Genomic DNA, 16,456 nt, shown 5'->3' with positions numbered 1-16,456 from the left:
GCGCGCACCTGTCGGTGGAGTCGGTGCGACGCCACCGGGTCGGTAGCGCCCACCCGCGGGAACAGGCCCGTCGGGCCGCCGCCAGGCGGGTCAGTCGCTCTGGGCTGCTTCCTTCTCCGCCAGCCAGAGGTAGGCGGTGAGCATCCGCTTGAGCTCGGTGACGGTGGCGTCGTGGATGTCCTCGCCACCGGCCGAACCGCTGCTCGCGCCGGAGGAGACCCCGCTGCCATCCCCGGGGTCCGCGCTGGTGACGGGGCCCGGGGGGACGTGGCCGGCGCTGACCGAGAAGTTGAGCATCGAGTACGCCACGTGGACCAGGGCCTCTGCCATGAACGCGCGGCGCTCACGCTCGGTGGCGGGCATGAGCGGTGCCAGCACGCTGGCGATCATCCGGGCGATCTCGCGCTCGTTCACCGCCGCCGTGGCGCGGGTGGCGGGAGTGGCCTGCGTCGCGAGCCAGACCGCCCGACGGGAGGGGTCGCGCAACCACAGGTCGGCCAGGTGGTCCAGGAAATCGTTGAGCAGCTCGGGCCAGTCCAGCGCCGGGATCTTCTGGGCGAACCGCTCGACCTCCTCGATCACCCCGTGGGCGTCCTGGCGGTCCAGCTCGCACACCAGCACGTACTTGTTGGCGAAGAACTGGTAGAGCGTCCCGATCGGAACGCCCGCACGTGAGGCGACTTCCTCGCAGGTGAACGAGTCGAATCCCACCTCGACCAGCACTTCCCGGGCCGAGGACAGTAGCGCCTGGAATTTCCTGCGGCTGCGCTCCTGGATGGGCCGGCGGCGGGGGACGAGGATGTTCGGTTCGTCCTGGACGGCCTCGTCGGTGGGATCCTGCGGCGGCTCCTGCGCGCGTTCGGACGAGTCGGTGGTCATGGGTGGGTCAGCCCTCCGCGGGATCGGATTCGGGCAACTCGATCTCGAGCAGCTTGGCGACCATCGCCACGTGGCCCTTGGCGCGGACGTTGTACCGGGCCATCGACACGGTGCCGTCGGAGTCGACGACAAAGGTCGAGCGGATCACGCCCATCACCGTTTTGCCGTAGTTCTTCTTCTCGCCGAAGGCTCCCCACTCGGTGAGCATCGTCTTGTCCGGATCCGACAGGAGGGGGAACGTGATGCCGTACTTGTCACGGAACCGCGCCAGCTTCTCGGGGGCGTCGGGGGAGACGCCGACCACGCCGAGGCCAGAGTCGTTCAACTGTTGCAGCGCGTTCTCGAAGTCCACGGTCTCAGTGGTACAGCCCGGTGTCATCGCGGCCGGGTAGACGTACACGAGGACCTTCCCGTGCTCGGCGAGGAGCTCCCGGAGCGACGTGGGCGTGCCGTCGGCGTCGGGGAGGGTGAAGGTGGGGGCCGTCTGGCCCACCTCGAGCCGTGGTGCGGTCACCGGTGCTCCTGGGGGTCGGGTCGGGGCGGCGGACCATCCCAACCTATCCGATGCTTCGGCGCACGGGCGCGGATCCACGCCGGGTGCAGTAGCGTGGGCGGGGTCAAGAACCCGCGGGGCGCCCCGCGGACGAGCGATCGACGGAGGTCTCGTGTCCAGGAGTTACGACAGCATCGAAGGCGACATCGCCAAGGCGCGTGACGATCTCGCGACGACCTTGGACGAGATCATCGACCGGGTGAATCCGAAGAACCTCGCGTCCGAGGGCAAGGAGCGCGCCACCGCGGCACTCAAGGACCCGCGCGTCCTGGCGGTGCTCGGGGGTATCGCGACGTTGGTCGTCGGCGGGATCACCGTGTCAATGGTCAACAAGCGCAAGGAGCGTCAGCGCATCGAGGCCTACCTGGCGGCCCGTCGGGCCCTCTGAGTCGACCGGCCTCGCCCGGGCGTCCGGAGCCCCGCCCGGGGACCCTGTCCCGGCGGAGTCGTCGCCGCCCGACTCCCGAGAGCGTTCCGCCCACCCCCGTCATCGGGGGCGTGTGCGGGACGCTCTCGCCGTTTCCTCTCGGCTTCCCCGGTCGTCCCGTCCGACCGGCCACCTGTTGAGCCCCGCTCTGACAAGCGATCCGGTGCGGGGGAGGCGGCCCGGCACACGAGAAAGCCCCGGGTCGTGGACCCGGGGCTTTCTCTCTTGTGCGCCATCAGGGACTCGAACCCCGAACCCGCTGATTAAGAGTCAGCTGCTCTGCCAATTGAGCTAATGGCGCTTGCTTGGTGCGAGAGAAACAGTAACAGCAGCCGGGCTGGTTCACGAAATCGCCTGGTCAGAAGGGGTGAGGCGGGGTTGAGGTCCCTGCGGCCCCAGGAGTTTCGATATGGAGTGCGGCCATGTGACCAGGCATACTGGAGGGGACATCTTCTCGGCCGCGGCTGCGACCGGGGGAAGCGCACGTCGGAAGGGGCATCAGTGAACGTGAGCACAACGGATCGGACGGGGCGGCGAGCGACCGGAATCTGGTCGAAGGCCCGCCTCGGACTGGCCGTGGTGTTCACGGGGACGCTCCTGCTCACCGGCTGCACCATCGGCGACGGCGGTGCGCAGGACACCCAGGTTGCCGAGGCACCGGCGGAGCCCTCCGCCGTGATCGACCTGTCGGTGGCGGAGGGTTCCACCGACGCCAACCCGGTCGAGCCCATCGTGCTCACTGCGACGGACGGCCGGTTCGATTCGGTGGTGATGCGCAATCCCGAGGGCCTCCAGGTCGAGGGCGAGTTCAACCCCGAGTTCACCGAGTGGCGCACCACCGAGGAGCTCGGCTACGGCCGCCAGTACACGCTGGAGTCGACCGCCACGGACGAGGCCGGCCTGGTCACCCGGAGGAACGCCAGCTTCACCACGCTGACGCCCACCATCATGACGGCGGCCTACCTGACCACGGGTGAGGGATCCGTGGTGGGCATCGGACAGCCGGTCGCGGTGATGTTCGACGAGCCGATCGCGGACCGTCGGGCGGCTCAGGACAACATCCACATCACGACCGAGCCCGCGGTCGAGGGCGCGTTCTACTGGGTCTCCGACCAGGAGGTCCGCTGGCGTCCGGCCGAGTACTGGGCGCCCGGCACCAAGATCGACGTCCACGTCGACATCTACGGCCAGGACCTCGGCGGCGGGATGTACGGCCAGCAGGACGCCCAGAGCAGCTTCGAGATCGGCGACGCCGTGATCTCCCGGGTGGACGACTCGACCAAGCAGATCGTCATCGAGCGCAACGGCGAGGTCGTCAAGACCATGCCCACCTCGATGGGCAAGGCCGCCACCCCGACCCCCAACGGGGTCTACGTCATCGGTGAGAAGCACGCCTCGATGATCATGGACTCGTCGACGTACGGCGTGGCCGTGGACTCGGCCGAGGGGTATCGCACCCCGGTGCAGTACGCGACCCGGATGTCGTACAGCGGCATCTTCGTCCACGCCGCGCCGTGGTCGGTCTGGGCGCAGGGAAGCCAGAACACGAGCCACGGCTGCCTCAACGTCACTACGGCGGACGCGAAGTGGTTCTACGACAACGCCAAGCGCGGCGACATCTTCGAGGTCACCGGCACGGTGGGCGACACGCTGCCGGGCTGGGACGGCCTGGGCGACTGGAACGTCCCGTGGGAGACCTGGAAGGCCGGCAACGCCGAGCAGGGCGCGGCCTGAGCCCATGGACTCCTCTCGGCTGGGCTTGTGGATCGGCATCGGGATGGGGATCGGCGTGGCGTTCGGTGCCGCGCTGGACAACATCGGGCTGGGCGTGGCCCTGGGCCCGTCGGTCGGGGTCATGATCTGGGCGGTGGAGGCCGCCCATCGCGAGTCGCGCGGCCCGGATGGTGACGAGCTCGACGCGGGGACCGGCGACAGCCGGGACCTCGAGTAGAACCCCCGGGTGACCGGCGGGCCCCGAGTGCAGTGGTGAGAACCCTGAGGCAGGGGTGAGAACCCCGTGGCGGGGTTCAGGACGACTTCAGGACGACGACGACGACGAGGTGGGCGACCTCGGATCGCGCTCTGCGGCCGCCCGGAACAGCGCGCGTCCGGGTGCGGCGGTGAGGCCGTGCGCGACGGTACTGGCCACGACGATCAGCGTGCCCGCGCCGAGCAAGACCGGGTCCGCACCCACGCGGGAGGCCTCCTCCGTCAGGTAGAAGACCGCCGCGACGCCGACGGGCCCGAACCAGCCGAGGTAGGCGGCGCCGCGCGGCTTCAGCCCCAGCGGCTTCATCACGGCGAGGATCAGCGGCGGCCTGCGTAGCAGCAGCACCGCGGCCGTGAGCCACACCGCCCCCCATCCGAGGCGGCCCCACTCGGTCCAAGGGATCATCGCGCCGAGAGCGACGAAGAAGGGGATCACGGCGAACTGGTTGACGGCCTCGTCGATCTCCACCTCGGTCCGGCGTTCGCCGCCGGAGCTGGTGACGTTGAACGCGAGTCCGGCGACGAACGCGCCGAAGATGCCGTTGACCCCGATGATGCCCGCCACTCCCAGGACGAGCAGCGCCAGGAGGAGCGTGTACAGCAGAATCGGCCCGGTCTCGGTGTCGTGGTGTCGTTCCGAGAAGTGCAGCGCCTTGGCGGCCGCCACGCCCGCGATGATCCCCACGACGAGGGCGCCCGCGATCTGCCAGGCGGCCTCACCGGCCGCCTGCCCGGCAGTGAGCGGGGTGGCGACCGCCAGGGCGACCAGGACGAGTGGGAGGGCGAGCCCGTCGTTCGCGCCCGATTCGAGCGACAGAAGCTGACGGTCGTGCTCCGGCAGGTCCTCCTCGGCCTCCTCTCCGGTGACGACGCTCGACGCGAGGACGGGGTCGGTGGGGCAGATGGCGGTTCCGAACAGCAGGGCGAGTGCGAAGGGGATGCCGAGCACCCACATCGCCAGCCCGGTTGAGACGAGCGCCATCCCGGGCAGGACGAGCACCAGCAGCAACGCGAGTCGACGCCAGTGCGTCCTGATCGCTGAGAAGGGGTACCGCAGGGCCACGCCCATCACCGAGATGGCCAGGAGGATCTCCGCGCCGTGGTGGAGGGTCGAGTGCTCGGCCACAATGTCGGGCACGTCGAACACCCCGAGGACTGCCGGCCCCAGGACGATCCCGGCGACGAGCGCGAGCAGTGGCTCCGTCACGGGCCACTGGCGTAGTCGCGCGGAGAAGGCCACGATCACCACCCCGAGCGCCCCGACGATCGCCAGCAACACATCGAGCGTGGACAACGGTTCCTCCCCGGGTCAGTCGGATCACCCCGCACCATAGGAGAGCCCGGGCGCTTCCGCATCCGTGCCCTCCGCCCGCCGCGGCCCCTCGCCCGCCGCGGCGCGGGCACCTGCAAGAGTGATCCCATGACCGAGCGCGAGATCACCCGGCCCGTAGACCTGGCCCGCGGCCGCCGGCTCAACCCGGAGGCGGTGGGCTGGTCCCGGGCGCCCGTGCACCGCACGCGTATCGCCGGCTGGGGTCGCACCAAGCGCTGGGAGTACTGGGGGATCGTCACCGACCGTTTCGTGGTGGGGCTGACGGTGGCGGGTCTGGACTACCTGGCCAACTGCGCGGTTTACGTCCTGGACCGCCGGACGGGCGAGGAGACGACCCGCAGCGGCATCCGGCCCCTGCACCGGCCCCGCTTCGGCGACGACCCCGGTGACGGGAGCCTGCGCGCCGCGGCCGGCGTGGGTGCGGGGCGCGTGGGGATCGAGGTCGACGACGACGAGGGTCGCACCTCCATCCGTGCGCAGGCGCGGGGACTGCAGGTGAGCCTGGAGGTCACCCGGCCCGGACACGACAGTCTCGCGGTGGTGGTGCCGTGGAGTGAGCGCCGGTTCCAGTACACGCTCAAGGATCTTGCCAATCCCGTCACCGGCACGGTGACCCTCGACGGCGCGACGCACGAGCTCGGCACGGGGTGGGCGGTCCTGGACCGCGGGCGTGGCCGCTGGCGCTACGCCACCACCTGGAACTGGGGCGCCGGCAGTGGGGTGGTGGACGGTTCGACGCGCGCGATCCAGGTCGGCGGGAAGTGGACGGACGGCACCGGGTCCACCGAGAACGGGATCCTGGTGGACGGCCGGATGCGCAAGCTCAGCGAGGACCTGCGGTGGAGCTACGACCTGGCGGATCCGGCGGGGCCCTGGCGGGTGCGGGGCGAGCGCCTCGACGCGATGCTCACGCCGTTCCATCTGCGCCGCGACATCACCGAGCTCGGTGTGCTGGCGGTGAAGACGCACCAGGCGTTCGGCGTCTGGGACGGCACCGGGGTGCTGGACGACGGGTCGCAGGTCTCGCTCGACGGGCTGGTCGGCTGGGCGGAGCAGTCCCGCAACCGCTGGTAGCCGCCGGCGCGGCGATGCCCGCGAGAACCTGAGGCGAATCGGCGGAAAGGAGCAGGGCCCGGACCGTGAGGTCCGGGCCCTGCGCTCGGGGTGGCTGACGGGGCTCGAACCCGCGACATCCAGAATCACAATCTGGTGCTCTACCAGCTGAACTACAGCCACCACCGCCGTCCTCGCGGACAGCGCTGACGACTTTACCCCGTGGGCCCCGTCGCCGAGAAATCCGCAGGTGGGTCAGTAGCCGCGGCCCGGGCGGGGGTCAGTCGACCGCGGGCAGATCGGCGGCGGCCCGCTTGACCTCGTCGCTGGTCGGGCCGGGCTGGGGCACGAACGCGGTCGCCCGGTAGTACGCGAGCTCGCGGATGGATTCCTTGATGTCCGCCAGGGCCCGGTGCGACATGCCCTTCTCCGGCTGGCCGAAGTAGATGCGCGGGTACCAGCGGCGGCACAGTTCCTTGATGGAGCTGACGTCGATCATCCGGTAGTGCAGGTACGAGTTGAGCTCGGGCATGTCCCGGGCGAGGAACCCGCGGTCTGTGCCGATCGAGTTGCCCGCCAGGGGAGCGGACCCCGCCACCGGGACCCACTCGCGGATGTAGGCGAGGACCTGCTCCTCGGCCTCGGCGATCGTCACCGTGGACTCGCGGATCTCCTCGGTCAGGCCGGAGGAGGCGTGCATGTCGCGCACGACCGGCACCATCGCGTCGAGCTTGGCGTCGGGGGCGTGGATGACGATGTCGATCCCGTCGCCGAGCACGTTGAGCTCGGAGTCGGTCACCAGCGCGGCGATCTCCACGAGCGCATCGGACGAGATGTCGAGGCCGGTCATCTCGCAGTCGATCCAGACGATGCGGTCGTTTTTGGACTCCTGATGGGGCGTCGGCGAGGACGTGGGGGCAGGGGTCTCGGCGGTGGTCGGCTCTGGCATCACTCGACTATATCGCCGCAGGCTCGCGGGCCCCGCCCGGTCCGGGACCGCCCCTGATGAACTCGGCGCTCGATCGTTCGCGGTGGCGGTACCGTGCGGTCATGCCCGCATCCGGTGACGGCCCTGAACAGAACCCGGCGATTTCCGCCGATGAGTGGAACTTGAGGTTCCTCTCGGAGATGGCTCAGATCCTCGCGAGGAGCCCGGGGATGGAGACCGCGCATCCCGACGACGAGGGCTACCGCGTCGACGATCTGGCACTCGAAGACGGGCATGTCAGGCTCGTGTGGTCGTTTCCCGGGGTGACCAATGAGTTCGGCCGGCCGGTCCGTGCGGGGCGCTACCTCGCTCTGGAGGAGGTGCGTGCCAGGTTCTCACCAGATGCCCCGGACATCGTCGCCTCTGCCGTCCTGCTCAACGACTTCTATCCGCCCTATCCACCCTCGGCCGACCGGGAGCAACCGGACGGCATCCGCTGGCTCGGCCCACCGCCCCCAGCCTGACTCGGGCGCAGGCCCGGCCGAGCTGACCCGGCTGCGCCTGGCGGCTCAGGCCCCGCCCTGCTGCCCCTCGCCGAGCTTGGCGTAGAACTTTCCGACGATCGGAGCCATGATCCCGCGCGGGGTGTAGTTGCCGGCCACGGACATCGCCTGGCTCAGCGGGCCGGGGACGATGCGCATCTTGTTGCGGGCGAGCGCATCCAGCGACACGCGGGCGGTGTACTCGGTGTCCACCCAGAGCCGGTCGGGGACGAGGCGGTCGACGAAGGTCTTCTCCTCCTCGGCGATCTCCTCGGTGCGCACCGGGCCGGGCGCGAGCAGCGTGACGGTGACGCCGGAGCCCTTGAGCTCGCCCCGCAGCGACTCGGAGAAGGTGTTGAGGAACGCCTTGGATGCGGCGTAGGTGGCGTTGTTGGGGATCGGCATGTTGCCGGCCGCCGAGCCGACGTTGAGGATCGCCCCGGAGCGCCGCTCGACCATCCCGGGCAGCACCGCCAGCACCAGGTCGTGGCACGCCACGGCGTTGACCTGCACCTGGTGCTTCTCGTACTGCGGGTCCAGCGAGGCGACGGGGCCGAAGGTGGCGATGCCGGCGTTGTTGCACAGGACGGAGATCTCGCGCCCGGCCAGCTCATCCAGCAGCGGCTGCCGTGCGGCGGGGTCGGCGAGGTCGCACGCGCGGACCTCCACGGTCACGCCGAACTCGGCCTCGAGCCGGGCGGCCAGCTCCTGCAACACGGCCTCGCGTCGGGCCACCACGATCAGCGAGTGCCCACGCCGGGCGAGTTCGGTGGCCAGGGCCATGCCGATCCCCGAGGAGGCGCCGGTGACGACTGCTCGGTTCGACGCGGTGGGCGTGGGCAGGGACATAGGGCTCCTCGGGTCTTCCACTCGGCTCGCCCGCGTACGGCGGGTGTGGCAGCGCTGACCTTACCCGCGTGCCGCCCTCCGGGGCGTGGTGGAGGTCCTAGCCTGATCGGCGTGAGCAGCATCGGAACACCGCCCCCGTCAGCGACCACCTCGTCGTCGTCACCATCGCGCCGTGGCGTCGCCCGCGGGCAGGTCCTGGCGTGGGGGATGTGGGACTGGGGGTCGGCGGCGTTCAACGCGGTGATCGTCACCTTCGTCTTCTCCGTCTACCTGACCGACTCGGTGGGCGCGGACCTCGACGGGCCGTTCTCGGCGGCCACGTGGCTGTCGATCTCCATCGCCGTGGCCGGGCTGGTCATCGCCCTCACCGCGCCGGTGATGGGCCAACGCGCCGACCGTGGGGGTCGGCGCCGCCGCGCGCTGGGTCTCTGGACCTACGCGACGGTGCTGCTCACGGCGCTGATGTTCCTCGTCGACTCCGACGCGCCGTACCCGTGGTTCTTCGTCGGCCTGGCGCTGCTGGCGGTCGGGTCGATCACGTTCGAGTTTGCCGAGGTCGCGTACTTCGCGATGCTGCGCCAGGTCTCCACGCCGTCCACCGTCGGCCGCGTGTCCGGCTTCGGCTGGGCGATGGGGTACTTCGGCGGGATATTCCTGCTGCTCGCGGCGTTCGTCGGCTTCATCTACGGCGACGGCCCCGTGCGCGGGGTGTTCGGCATCACCACCGACGGTGGCCTCAACGTGCGGCTGGTCTGCCTCGTCGCCGCCGTGTGGTTCGCCCTGTTCGCGCTGCCGGTGCTGCGGTCGGTGCCCGAGCACCGCCCGGGGGCGGGGAGGAGCGACGACGACGCCCTCGACAGCGACGACGACGAGCCCGGCTTCCTCGAGTCGTACCGCATCCTCTGGCGCGACCTCAAGGCTCTCTGGCGGCGGGATCCGCGGACCGTGAGGTTCCTCCTCGCGAGCGCGATCTTCCGGGACGGGCTGGCCGGGGTGTTCACCTTCGGGGCGATCCTGGCCGTGACGGTCTACGGGCTCGCCCCGGGGGACGTCCTGATCTTCGGCGTCGCGGCCAACGTCGTCGCGGCGCTGGGGGCGGCTGTCGCGGGACTGGTCGACGACACGGTGGGACCCAAGGCGGTGATCATCGGCTCGCTGGTGGCGATGATCGCGACCATGACCGTCCTGCTGGTCGTCGACGGCACCGGCATGTTCTGGATCTTCGGACTGCTGATGTGCCTGTTCGTCGGACCCGCGCAGTCCGCGTCCCGGTCCTTCCTGGCGCGGCTGGCCCCGCCGGGTGGCGACGGCCAGATGTTCGGGCTCTACGCCACCACCGGGCGCGCGGTCTCGTTCCTCGCACCCGCCCTGTTCGGACTGTTCACGTGGGCCTTCTCCGCCGACCGCGCGGGCATCGCGGGGATCGGGCTGGTACTGCTGGTGGGGCTACTCCTGCTGCTGCCGGTGCGCACCCCGAGCCGCGCCGAGGCGGAGAGCACCTGGGAGGACGCGGAGCCCGCACGCTGAAAGGGCCGGGGAGTGCGGTCAGAGCCGGCCGGCATTCAGCAGGTCCAGCACCGCGGCGGCGTCGTCGACGATCTCCGAGAACCCGGCGGCGCGGAACTCGGAGTCGCCGATGCCGCCCGTGCGCACCGCGACCGAACGTATGCCCAGCTTGGTCGCCGCGATCGCGTCCCAGGTCGCGTCGCCGACCATGACGGCATCCGCGGCGTCGACACCGGAGCGCTCCAGGGCGATCTCGACGATCGTGGGATCGGGCTTGGCCCGGTCGACGTCCTCACCGGTCGTCACGGCGTCCACGTAGTCGTCGATGTCGAGCAACTCGCGGGCCTCGGCGAACTCCGACGGCGGCGCGGACGTGGCCAGCACAGTGATCCACCCCTGCTCCTTGGCGCCGCGTACGAGGTCGCGGGCACCGGGGAGCACTCGCAGCGACTCGGCCTGTTCGGCGTAGTACTCACCGTGCAGGTCCTTGGCCCGGCCCGCGATGCTCTCGCGTTCCTCGTCGTCGTCGATCCCCGCGATATCGAGCAGCTCCTCCACGATCGTCGAACCGTCCTTGCCGATCCGACGGTGGACGTCCACGAACGGCACCGGCGCACCGGCCTCGGCGAGAGCGCGGACCCAGGTCCAGACATGCACGTAGGTCGAATCCACGAGAGTGCCGTCGACGTCGAGGAGAAGAGCGCGCTGGGTAGTCATGTGTTCGACGGTGCCGCGCCCCGGGCCGGGCGGCAACCGCTTGGGGGTGTGGGGAGCCAGGCACGTGCGGCGGCGTCGATCCGACGCGGGGACCGGTGGCATCGCGGGCCGGCCGCGCGCACGATCGATAGGCATGACGCGATTCGGATACACCCTCATGACCGAACAGTCCGGCCCCAAGGAGCTCGTGCGCTACGCGGCCAAAGCCGAGCAGGCGGGATTCGACTTCGAGGTGGCCTCGGACCACTACTTCCCGTGGCTGTCCTCGCAGGGCCACGCGCCGTACGTGTGGAGCGTGCTCGGCGCGGTGGCGCACGTGACCGAGCGGGTTGACCTGTGCACGTACGTGACCTGCCCGATCCTGCGCTACCACCCGGCGGTCGTCGCGCAGAAGGCCGCCACCGTGCAGATCATGTCCGACGGCCGGTTCATGCTGGGCATCGGCGCGGGGGAGAACCTCAACGAGCACGTGGTGGGGCAGCGCTGGCCCTCGCTCGACGAGCGACACGAGATGGCGGTGGAGGCGCTGGAGATCATCCGCGAGCTGTTCGACGGCGGTCTTGTCACCTACTCCGGCGAGCACTTCCGCGTGGACTCCGCCCGCCTGTGGGACCTGCCCGACAAGCGGGTGCCGATCGGGGTGGCCGCCGGCGGCGAGAAGGCCGTGGCCCGGCTCGGACCGCTCGGCGACCACCTGATCGCCACCGAGCCCGAACCCGCCCACATCGAGGGGTGGAACGCGCTCGAGGGGCAGCGCCGGATCGGTGACGGCGCGCGGGCGATCGCCCAGATCCCGATCAGCTGGGACCCCGACTCGGAGTCCGCCGCCGTCGAGCGGGCGCACGACCAGTTCCGCTGGTTCGCCGGCGGCTGGGCCGCCAACGCCGACCTGCCCACCACCGCCGGATTCGCCGCGGCCACCAAGTTCGTGCGTCCCGAAGACGTGGCCGAGCAGCTGGCGTGCGGGCCCGACCTGGACGCGATCGTCGAGAAGGTCCGGCCCTTCTGGGAGGCCGGCTACACCGACGTCGCGCTGATCCAGATCGGGGACTCGACGTTGGACCGGTTCCTCGAGGAGGCGGCCGAGCCGCTGCTGGCGCGGCTGCGGGAGGCCGCGGGCTGATCGCGGGGCCACGCAGTGACTGTTCGGCCGGCCGGGGCGAGTACCTCGGTCGGCCGGGCCCTTCGCGACGTCCCGCGGTCAGTGCTCGGCGCGGCCCTGCATGGCGGAACTGCCCAGATCGCTGCCGGTGAGCTCGGCCCCCGACGAGACGGACTCGACCCAGGCGTCGGTCGTGGCGACCGCGGCGAGATTCGAGTTGAGCACTGCCATCAGCGTCTCGTGGACCTGCTGTGCCGGGACCGACCCGGCGGAGTTGGAGATGTGGATCGCACCGGTGGCGTCGGAGAGGACCTCCACGGCGATGCCCAGCGGTTCCGCGGTCACGGCGGTGCCGAGAATGCAGTTGTTGGTCATGTAGCCGACGAGCGTCACCCGGTCGACGCCCTGCTCCCGAAGCCAGTCGACCAGCCCGGTGCCGTCGAAGACGCTGGCATAACTCTTGGTCACGCGCTTCCACTGCGGCTGGAGGCGGCTCTCGAGGTCCGCGTGCAGGGACCACCCGGCGCTGCCGTTCGCGAACACCGGAGCGCCCTCCGGCAGGTCGTGCTGGACCACCACGACGGGCATGCCGGCCTCGCTCGCCGCGTCGACCGCACGGACGATCTGGGCGAGCGACTCGTCACGGGGTGGGTACTGGATCTCGAGCGGACCGTCGAAGTACTCCTGCTGGACGTCGACGACGATCAACGCGCGATTCTGCGAACTCATGTGGATCCTCCGGATAGGCGGTACGGCCGGGGACTCGGCCGTCACCCCGATCCTCGCGGACCGACCGCGCTACCGTGAGTGGCACAAAGGAACACTTTCGATGGAAATGGGCCAACCTGTGCGTATCGCCGTTCACGTCTTCGACGGCATCACGATGTTCCACCTCGCGGCGCCCCTCCTCGTCTTCGGCGAGGTGACCCGGCTCGGCCTCGCGGACGGGTGGCAGGTCGACACCTGGAGCACGGACGGCCGAGACGTCCACACCGCCGAGGGGATCGTGCTCGGCGACCTCGACGGGCCCGGGACGGCGGAGCAGGCCGACATACTGGTCTTCCCCTCATGGTCTCCGGAACTCCCCGACCGGGATCCGTGCCTGTTATCGATCGTGCGTCGCGCCCATTCCCGGGGCAGCCTGGTGGCGGGGTTGTGCCTCGGTGCCTATCCCGTGGTCGCGAGCGGAGTGCTGGACGGTCGTACCGTCGTCACCCATTGGGAGGGTGCGGCGGAGCTCGCCCTGCGGTACCCGGCGGTCGACGTCCGCTCGTCCGACCTGTACATCGACCACGGGGATGTGATCACCTCCGCGGGGACGGCCGCCTCGCTCGACGCGTGCGTCCACATCGTCCGATCCCGGCTCGGTGCCGCGAAAGCCGCCGTGCTGGCCCGCCGGATCGTGGTGGCGCCGCACCGCGAGGGTGACCAGGCGCAGTACGTGGAACTGCCGGTGCCCGACGGGGGAGACGACGGGGAGATCAGGGAGACGATCGACTGGGCCCTGGCCAATCTCGACCGGCCACTCTCGGTGGACGACCTCGCCGGACACGCCTGCATGAGCAGACGCAGCTTCGCCCGGAAGTTCCGCGCGACAACCGGCACGAGCCCCGGGCGATGGGTGCTGTCGCGTCGGCTCGACCACGCGCGGACGCTGCTCGAGACCACGACCCGCTCGATCGAGGACATCGCCCGCGACTGCGGGTTCGGCAGCGCGGTGACGTTCCGGCAGAACTTCGACAGGAAGTACTCGACGACACCGTCGTCCTACCGTGCCCGGTTCGGGGAGGCGCAGGAGTGAGTCCGACCAGGCCCGTCGCCCCGGACCATGCGGACGCGTCCCGACCGGGAGGGGCGACGCCTTCCCGGTGCCGGAACGCGGCCGCAGACGTCATGGCCACAATCTGCGTGACCAGAAAATCTAGCCGCCGGACAGGGGCAGGTAGTCGTTGGTCATGGCAGCGGCGCCGTCGACCTCGGTCTCCAGCAGTCCGTTGTCATGCATCCACGACGCGTAGGCCGCCCAGTCCCGGGCTGTCTGCCGCCCGAAATCCTCCTCGGGTAGAAGCGCCAGCGTGGCGTCGATCATCTTCTCCAGCATGTCGGGCTCGTAGGAGCCCTCGGTCACCGGGGTGAGGGACTCGAGGGCAATCCGGCGGTCCGCCAACGCGGCCTGCTGCCCGGCCTCGGTTCCGGTGAGGAAGTCGCCCACGCGCTCGGCATAGTCGGCGTCGCCGGCGAGCCGGTTCGGGTTCGCGATGATCACCAGTTCCGCGTAGTCGGGCACCCCGAGTTCGGTGACCGGCATGATCTCGAAATCGCCCCGGGCGCGGAGTTCCACGCCTTCGATGTTGCGGAACGCCCCGAAGATCGCGTCCACCTGGTCGGTGAGCAGCGACTGGTTGAGACTCTGCTGGACATTGGGGGTGGAAATCGAGTCAGGATCGATTCCGGCCTCACGGGCGATGAAGTCGAGGGTCGGTTCCTGGGAGGCCAGCCCCGACAACCCCACGGTCTTGCCCTCCAGATCGGCTGCGGAGGTGATGCCCGACTCCGTCCTGGCGATCAGGGAGGTCAAGGACGTCGGGATCAGTGCCGCGACCGAGATCACGTCGAGTCCCTGTTCGACGGCGATGAGCGTGTCGGGCTCGTAGGAGATGGCCAGGTCGACCCGCCCCAGGGACACCTCCCGGGCGGCGTCGGCCGTGTTGGACGGCGTCGTGAACGTCACGTCCACGCCGGCGTCGGCGTAGGTGCCGGTGTGCTGCGCGGTGTACAGGGCCACATGGTCGGGATTGGGGCTCCAGTCGAGCAGAACACTGACCGGGGCGTTGTCGGTGGCTCCCGACTCGGCGGCTCCGGGCGCGGCGGTGTCCGGGGATGTCTGACATCCGGTCAGCGCGACCGCGGCAGCGGCCGCGATCGCGAGCATGCGGGCGCCGGGTCGCGTGAGGGCCCGGCGTCGGATCCTGCTGGGTCGTGGTTCCGTCATGATGGGTTCCTTTCCCCGGTGGGAGTGTTCCACGGGCAGATCAGGCGTTCGAGGATGGTCACAGTGGCGAGCAGGATGCTGGACATGATCGTCAGCACCGCCACCTGGGCAAAGACGAAGTCGGTTTGTAGCCGGGGGATCGCCTGGAGCATGAGGTAGCCCAGGCCGTTGGTCGAGCCGGTGTACTCGGCGAAGACGGCGGCCACCGGCGCGAAGGTGACCGAGACTCGCAGCCCGGCGAAGCCGCGAGGCGCGGCGAAGGGCAGACGCACCCGCCAGAAGAGCGACCACCTGGTGGCGTGCAGGCTCCGCAGGGTGTCGATCATCCGGGCGTCGACCGAGCGGATTCCGGAGAGGAGATTGAGGGCGACCGGGAAGAAGCACAGCAGGGCCACCACGATGACCTTCGGCGCCATGCCGTAGCCGAGGGAGATCGTCAACAGTGGGCCTATCACGATGACCGGGATGGCCTGAGAGGCGACCAGCAGGGGGGTCATGGCCTGACCGATGGCGGGCACGAATGCGCTGACGATCACCACGGCCACGGCGACGAACACCCCGAGTACCACTCCGGTGATCGTCTCGGTGGCGGTCAGCAGCGTGGCGGAACCGAGCCGGTCGGGCCAGGTGGTCACGAGCGAGTCGAACACGGCGAGGGGTGCGGGAATGACGTACTCGGGCACGAGCTCGAGCGTGGTGACCGTGATCCACGCGGCGAGGACCAGCAGGAGCGTGACGCAGGCAGGGCCGGCGGACCGGACGAATCGCACGGTCATCGGTTGGTTCCGCCCTCGGCGAGGTGCGATTCCCGGGCCAGTGCCTGGAGCACTTCCCGGCGAGCTGCAGCGAAGTCCTCGTCGCCGAGGAGGACCTCTCGGGGGCGGTCGTCGCCGAACCATCCCGGCCAGGTGCGGACCACACGCGCCGGGGCGTCGGCCTCGTCTCGTGCCAACAGGACCACGCGTTCGGCGAGGAGCAGCGCCTCATCGACGTCGTGCGTGACCATGACGAGGGTGGCCGAGGTGTGGGTGATGGTGTCGCGGAGCCACTGCTGGACCTCCGCACGGGTAATCGCGTCGAGCGCCCCGAGCGGCTCGTCGGCCAGCAGCACGGGTTTGCGCGCCAGCAGAGCCCGCGCGAGAGCGGCGCGCTGGCGCATGCCCGCGCTGAGAGCTGAGGGACGGGCATCGGACCAGGCGCCCAGTCCCACGCGGTCCAGCATGCGCTGGGCCTCGGATCGGGCCACGCGCCGGCGCACTCGTTGGTTGCGGAGACTGATCGCGACGTTATCGAGCAGGGACAGCCAGGGCAACAGGCTGTCGCCCTGGGGCATCAACGCGCAGGACTCCAGGCGTCGTGCGGGCCGGCGTTCATCGAGGACGGCGGCGGTCCCGGTGGTCGGTTCGACGAGGCCGGCGATCACCGACAGCAGCGTCGACTTACCGCATCCGCTGCGTCCGACAACGGCGATGTGCTCGCCTACCGGAACGGACAGGTTGAGGTCTGCGAGAACCGGACGGAGCGCGCCCGGATAGGTGTGTCCCAATCCATCCAACGCCACTGCCGTGGTTCCTGGGCGGCTCACG

Annotated in this window: 18 protein-coding genes and 2 tRNA genes; 8 read left to right on the top strand and 12 right to left on the bottom strand. The window is 70.2% G+C overall.

Features of this window, described 5'->3' with window-relative positions; translation table 11 throughout:
• Positions 1 to 90: 90 nt before the first annotated feature.
• The gene (locus Q2K20_RS11280) at positions 91 to 879 is read right to left on the bottom strand and encodes a TetR/AcrR family transcriptional regulator (protein WP_067719857.1); all 789 of its coding nucleotides are present in this window, start codon (positions 877 to 879) and stop codon (positions 91 to 93) included.
• A gap of 7 nt (positions 880 to 886) precedes the next feature.
• Complete coding sequence (locus Q2K20_RS11275) at positions 887 to 1,393, bottom strand: peroxiredoxin (protein WP_159148491.1); 507 nt, start codon at positions 1,391 to 1,393, stop codon at positions 887 to 889.
• Positions 1,394 to 1,544: 151 nt separating this feature from the next.
• Between Q2K20_RS11275 and Q2K20_RS11270 the strand changes: the two genes are divergently transcribed.
• Complete coding sequence (locus Q2K20_RS11270; protein ID WP_067719851.1) at positions 1,545 to 1,820, top strand: DUF3618 domain-containing protein; 276 nt, start codon at positions 1,545 to 1,547, stop codon at positions 1,818 to 1,820.
• Positions 1,821 to 2,087: 267 nt separating this feature from the next.
• On the opposite strand, the gene Q2K20_RS11265 is transcribed toward Q2K20_RS11270, so the two are convergent.
• Positions 2,088 to 2,160: transfer RNA gene (locus tag Q2K20_RS11265), tRNA-Lys, on the bottom strand.
• 200 nt (positions 2,161 to 2,360) lie between these two features.
• Here Q2K20_RS11265 and Q2K20_RS11260 point away from each other — a divergent pair.
• Positions 2,361 to 3,593, top strand: coding sequence for an Ig-like domain-containing protein (locus Q2K20_RS11260; RefSeq protein ID WP_159148492.1), 1,233 nt, complete (start codon positions 2,361 to 2,363; stop codon positions 3,591 to 3,593).
• Positions 3,594 to 3,597: 4 nt separating this feature from the next.
• Complete coding sequence (locus Q2K20_RS11255) at positions 3,598 to 3,810, top strand: hypothetical protein (protein WP_067719850.1); 213 nt, start codon at positions 3,598 to 3,600, stop codon at positions 3,808 to 3,810.
• 87 nt (positions 3,811 to 3,897) lie between these two features.
• Here the strand turns inward: Q2K20_RS11255 and Q2K20_RS11250 are convergent, their stop codons facing one another.
• Positions 3,898 to 5,142 carry a cation:proton antiporter gene (locus Q2K20_RS11250; protein WP_067719849.1) on the bottom strand — a complete coding sequence of 415 codons (1,245 nt, stop codon included), beginning with the start codon at positions 5,140 to 5,142 and terminating at the stop codon, positions 3,898 to 3,900.
• A 126-nt stretch (positions 5,143 to 5,268) separates the two neighbouring features.
• Here Q2K20_RS11250 and Q2K20_RS11245 point away from each other — a divergent pair, with 126 nt between their 5' ends.
• Entirely contained in the window at positions 5,269 to 6,255 is a 987-nt protein-coding gene (locus Q2K20_RS11245) for a DUF2804 domain-containing protein (protein ID WP_269503092.1), read from the top strand.
• Between the two features lie 89 nt (positions 6,256 to 6,344).
• Here the strand turns inward: Q2K20_RS11245 and Q2K20_RS11240 are convergent.
• Positions 6,345 to 6,417: transfer RNA gene (locus tag Q2K20_RS11240), tRNA-His, on the bottom strand.
• A gap of 97 nt (positions 6,418 to 6,514) precedes the next feature.
• A complete protein-coding gene (gene orn / locus Q2K20_RS11235; protein ID WP_159148494.1) occupies positions 6,515 to 7,183 on the bottom strand; it encodes an oligoribonuclease in 669 nt (222 codons plus the stop codon).
• 101 nt (positions 7,184 to 7,284) lie between these two features.
• Here orn and Q2K20_RS11230 point away from each other — a divergent pair, with 101 nt between their 5' ends.
• Positions 7,285 to 7,686 (top strand): hypothetical protein, encoded by a 402-nt coding sequence (locus tag Q2K20_RS11230; RefSeq protein WP_269503094.1) that lies wholly within the window; start codon positions 7,285 to 7,287, stop codon positions 7,684 to 7,686.
• Positions 7,687 to 7,731: 45 nt separating this feature from the next.
• Here the strand turns inward: Q2K20_RS11230 and cmrA are convergent, their stop codons facing one another.
• Positions 7,732 to 8,553 carry a mycolate reductase gene (gene cmrA, locus Q2K20_RS11225; RefSeq protein ID WP_268099456.1) on the bottom strand — a complete coding sequence of 274 codons (822 nt, stop codon included), beginning with the start codon at positions 8,551 to 8,553 and terminating at the stop codon, positions 7,732 to 7,734.
• Positions 8,554 to 8,760: 207 nt separating this feature from the next.
• On the opposite strand from cmrA, the gene Q2K20_RS11220 reads away from it, so the two are divergent.
• Positions 8,761 to 10,080 carry an MFS transporter gene (locus tag Q2K20_RS11220; RefSeq protein ID WP_269529112.1) on the top strand — a complete coding sequence of 440 codons (1,320 nt, stop codon included), beginning with the start codon at positions 8,761 to 8,763 and terminating at the stop codon, positions 10,078 to 10,080.
• Positions 10,081 to 10,098: 18 nt separating this feature from the next.
• Here Q2K20_RS11220 and Q2K20_RS11215 read toward each other — a convergent pair whose 3' ends face one another.
• Positions 10,099 to 10,776 carry an HAD family hydrolase gene (locus tag Q2K20_RS11215; RefSeq protein ID WP_067719844.1) on the bottom strand — a complete coding sequence of 226 codons (678 nt, stop codon included), beginning with the start codon at positions 10,774 to 10,776 and terminating at the stop codon, positions 10,099 to 10,101.
• 133 nt (positions 10,777 to 10,909) lie between these two features.
• Between Q2K20_RS11215 and Q2K20_RS11210 the strand changes: the two genes are divergently transcribed.
• A complete protein-coding gene (locus tag Q2K20_RS11210; protein ID WP_120286347.1) occupies positions 10,910 to 11,899 on the top strand; it encodes a TIGR03557 family F420-dependent LLM class oxidoreductase in 990 nt (329 codons plus the stop codon).
• 78 nt (positions 11,900 to 11,977) lie between these two features.
• Here the strand turns inward: Q2K20_RS11210 and Q2K20_RS11205 are convergent, their stop codons facing one another.
• Positions 11,978 to 12,607: a cysteine hydrolase family protein gene (locus Q2K20_RS11205; protein WP_119192386.1), complete on the bottom strand. Its 630-nt coding sequence runs from the start codon at positions 12,605 to 12,607 to the stop codon at positions 11,978 to 11,980.
• Positions 12,608 to 12,725: 118 nt separating this feature from the next.
• On the opposite strand from Q2K20_RS11205, the gene Q2K20_RS11200 reads away from it, so the two are divergent.
• Positions 12,726 to 13,679 (top strand): GlxA family transcriptional regulator, encoded by a 954-nt coding sequence (locus Q2K20_RS11200; protein ID WP_269529083.1) that lies wholly within the window; start codon positions 12,726 to 12,728, stop codon positions 13,677 to 13,679.
• A 120-nt stretch (positions 13,680 to 13,799) separates the two neighbouring features.
• On the opposite strand, the gene Q2K20_RS11195 is transcribed toward Q2K20_RS11200, so the two are convergent.
• The 3 genes from Q2K20_RS11195 to Q2K20_RS11185 are packed head-to-tail and all read right to left on the bottom strand — an operon-like array spanning position 13,800 to position 16,455.
• A complete protein-coding gene (locus tag Q2K20_RS11195; protein ID WP_269529084.1) occupies positions 13,800 to 14,870 on the bottom strand; it encodes an ABC transporter substrate-binding protein in 1,071 nt (356 codons plus the stop codon).
• Positions 14,867 to 15,646, bottom strand: a complete 780-nt coding sequence (locus Q2K20_RS11190) for an ABC transporter permease (protein WP_269503108.1) — start codon at positions 15,644 to 15,646, stop codon at positions 14,867 to 14,869. Before Q2K20_RS11190 ends, Q2K20_RS11195 begins: the two co-directional genes overlap by 4 nt.
• Positions 15,643 to 16,455, bottom strand: a complete 813-nt coding sequence (locus Q2K20_RS11185) for an ABC transporter ATP-binding protein (RefSeq protein ID WP_235027820.1) — start codon at positions 16,453 to 16,455, stop codon at positions 15,643 to 15,645. The genes Q2K20_RS11190 and Q2K20_RS11185 overlap by 4 nt, the downstream gene beginning before the upstream one ends.
• Between the last annotated feature and the right edge of the window lies 1 nt (position 16,456).

This window comes from Dietzia sp. IN118 (assembly GCF_032905965.1).
Lineage (GTDB): Bacteria > Actinomycetota > Actinomycetes > Mycobacteriales > Mycobacteriaceae > Dietzia > Dietzia kunjamensis.
Note: the sequence above shows the minus strand (reverse complement) of the source record. Positions and strands in the feature narration are given on the sequence as shown.

Bases quoted from the DNA above. Each gene is read 5' to 3' on its own strand.
- Q2K20_RS11215 (WP_067719844.1), bottom strand. From the start codon at position 10,776: ATGACTACCCAGCGCGCTCTTCTCCTCGACGTCGACGGCACTCTCGTG.
- Q2K20_RS11210 (WP_120286347.1), top strand. From the start codon at position 10,910: ATGACGCGATTCGGATACACCCTCATGACCGAACAGTCCGGCCCCAAG.
- Q2K20_RS11195 (WP_269529084.1), bottom strand. From the start codon at position 14,870: ATGACGGAACCACGACCCAGCAGGATCCGACGCCGGGCCCTCACGCGA.
- Q2K20_RS11255 (WP_067719850.1), top strand. From the start codon at position 3,598: ATGGACTCCTCTCGGCTGGGCTTGTGGATCGGCATCGGGATGGGGATC.
- orn (WP_159148494.1), bottom strand. From the start codon at position 7,183: ATGCCAGAGCCGACCACCGCCGAGACCCCTGCCCCCACGTCCTCGCCG.
- Q2K20_RS11205 (WP_119192386.1), bottom strand. From the start codon at position 12,607: ATGAGTTCGCAGAATCGCGCGTTGATCGTCGTCGACGTCCAGCAGGAG.
- Q2K20_RS11190 (WP_269503108.1), bottom strand. From the start codon at position 15,646: ATGACCGTGCGATTCGTCCGGTCCGCCGGCCCTGCCTGCGTCACGCTC.
- Q2K20_RS11245 (WP_269503092.1), top strand. From the start codon at position 5,269: ATGACCGAGCGCGAGATCACCCGGCCCGTAGACCTGGCCCGCGGCCGC.
- Q2K20_RS11230 (WP_269503094.1), top strand. From the start codon at position 7,285: ATGCCCGCATCCGGTGACGGCCCTGAACAGAACCCGGCGATTTCCGCC.
- Q2K20_RS11280 (WP_067719857.1), bottom strand. From the start codon at position 879: ATGACCACCGACTCGTCCGAACGCGCGCAGGAGCCGCCGCAGGATCCC.
- cmrA (WP_268099456.1), bottom strand. From the start codon at position 8,553: ATGTCCCTGCCCACGCCCACCGCGTCGAACCGAGCAGTCGTCACCGGC.
- Q2K20_RS11220 (WP_269529112.1), top strand. From the start codon at position 8,761: ATGTGGGACTGGGGGTCGGCGGCGTTCAACGCGGTGATCGTCACCTTC.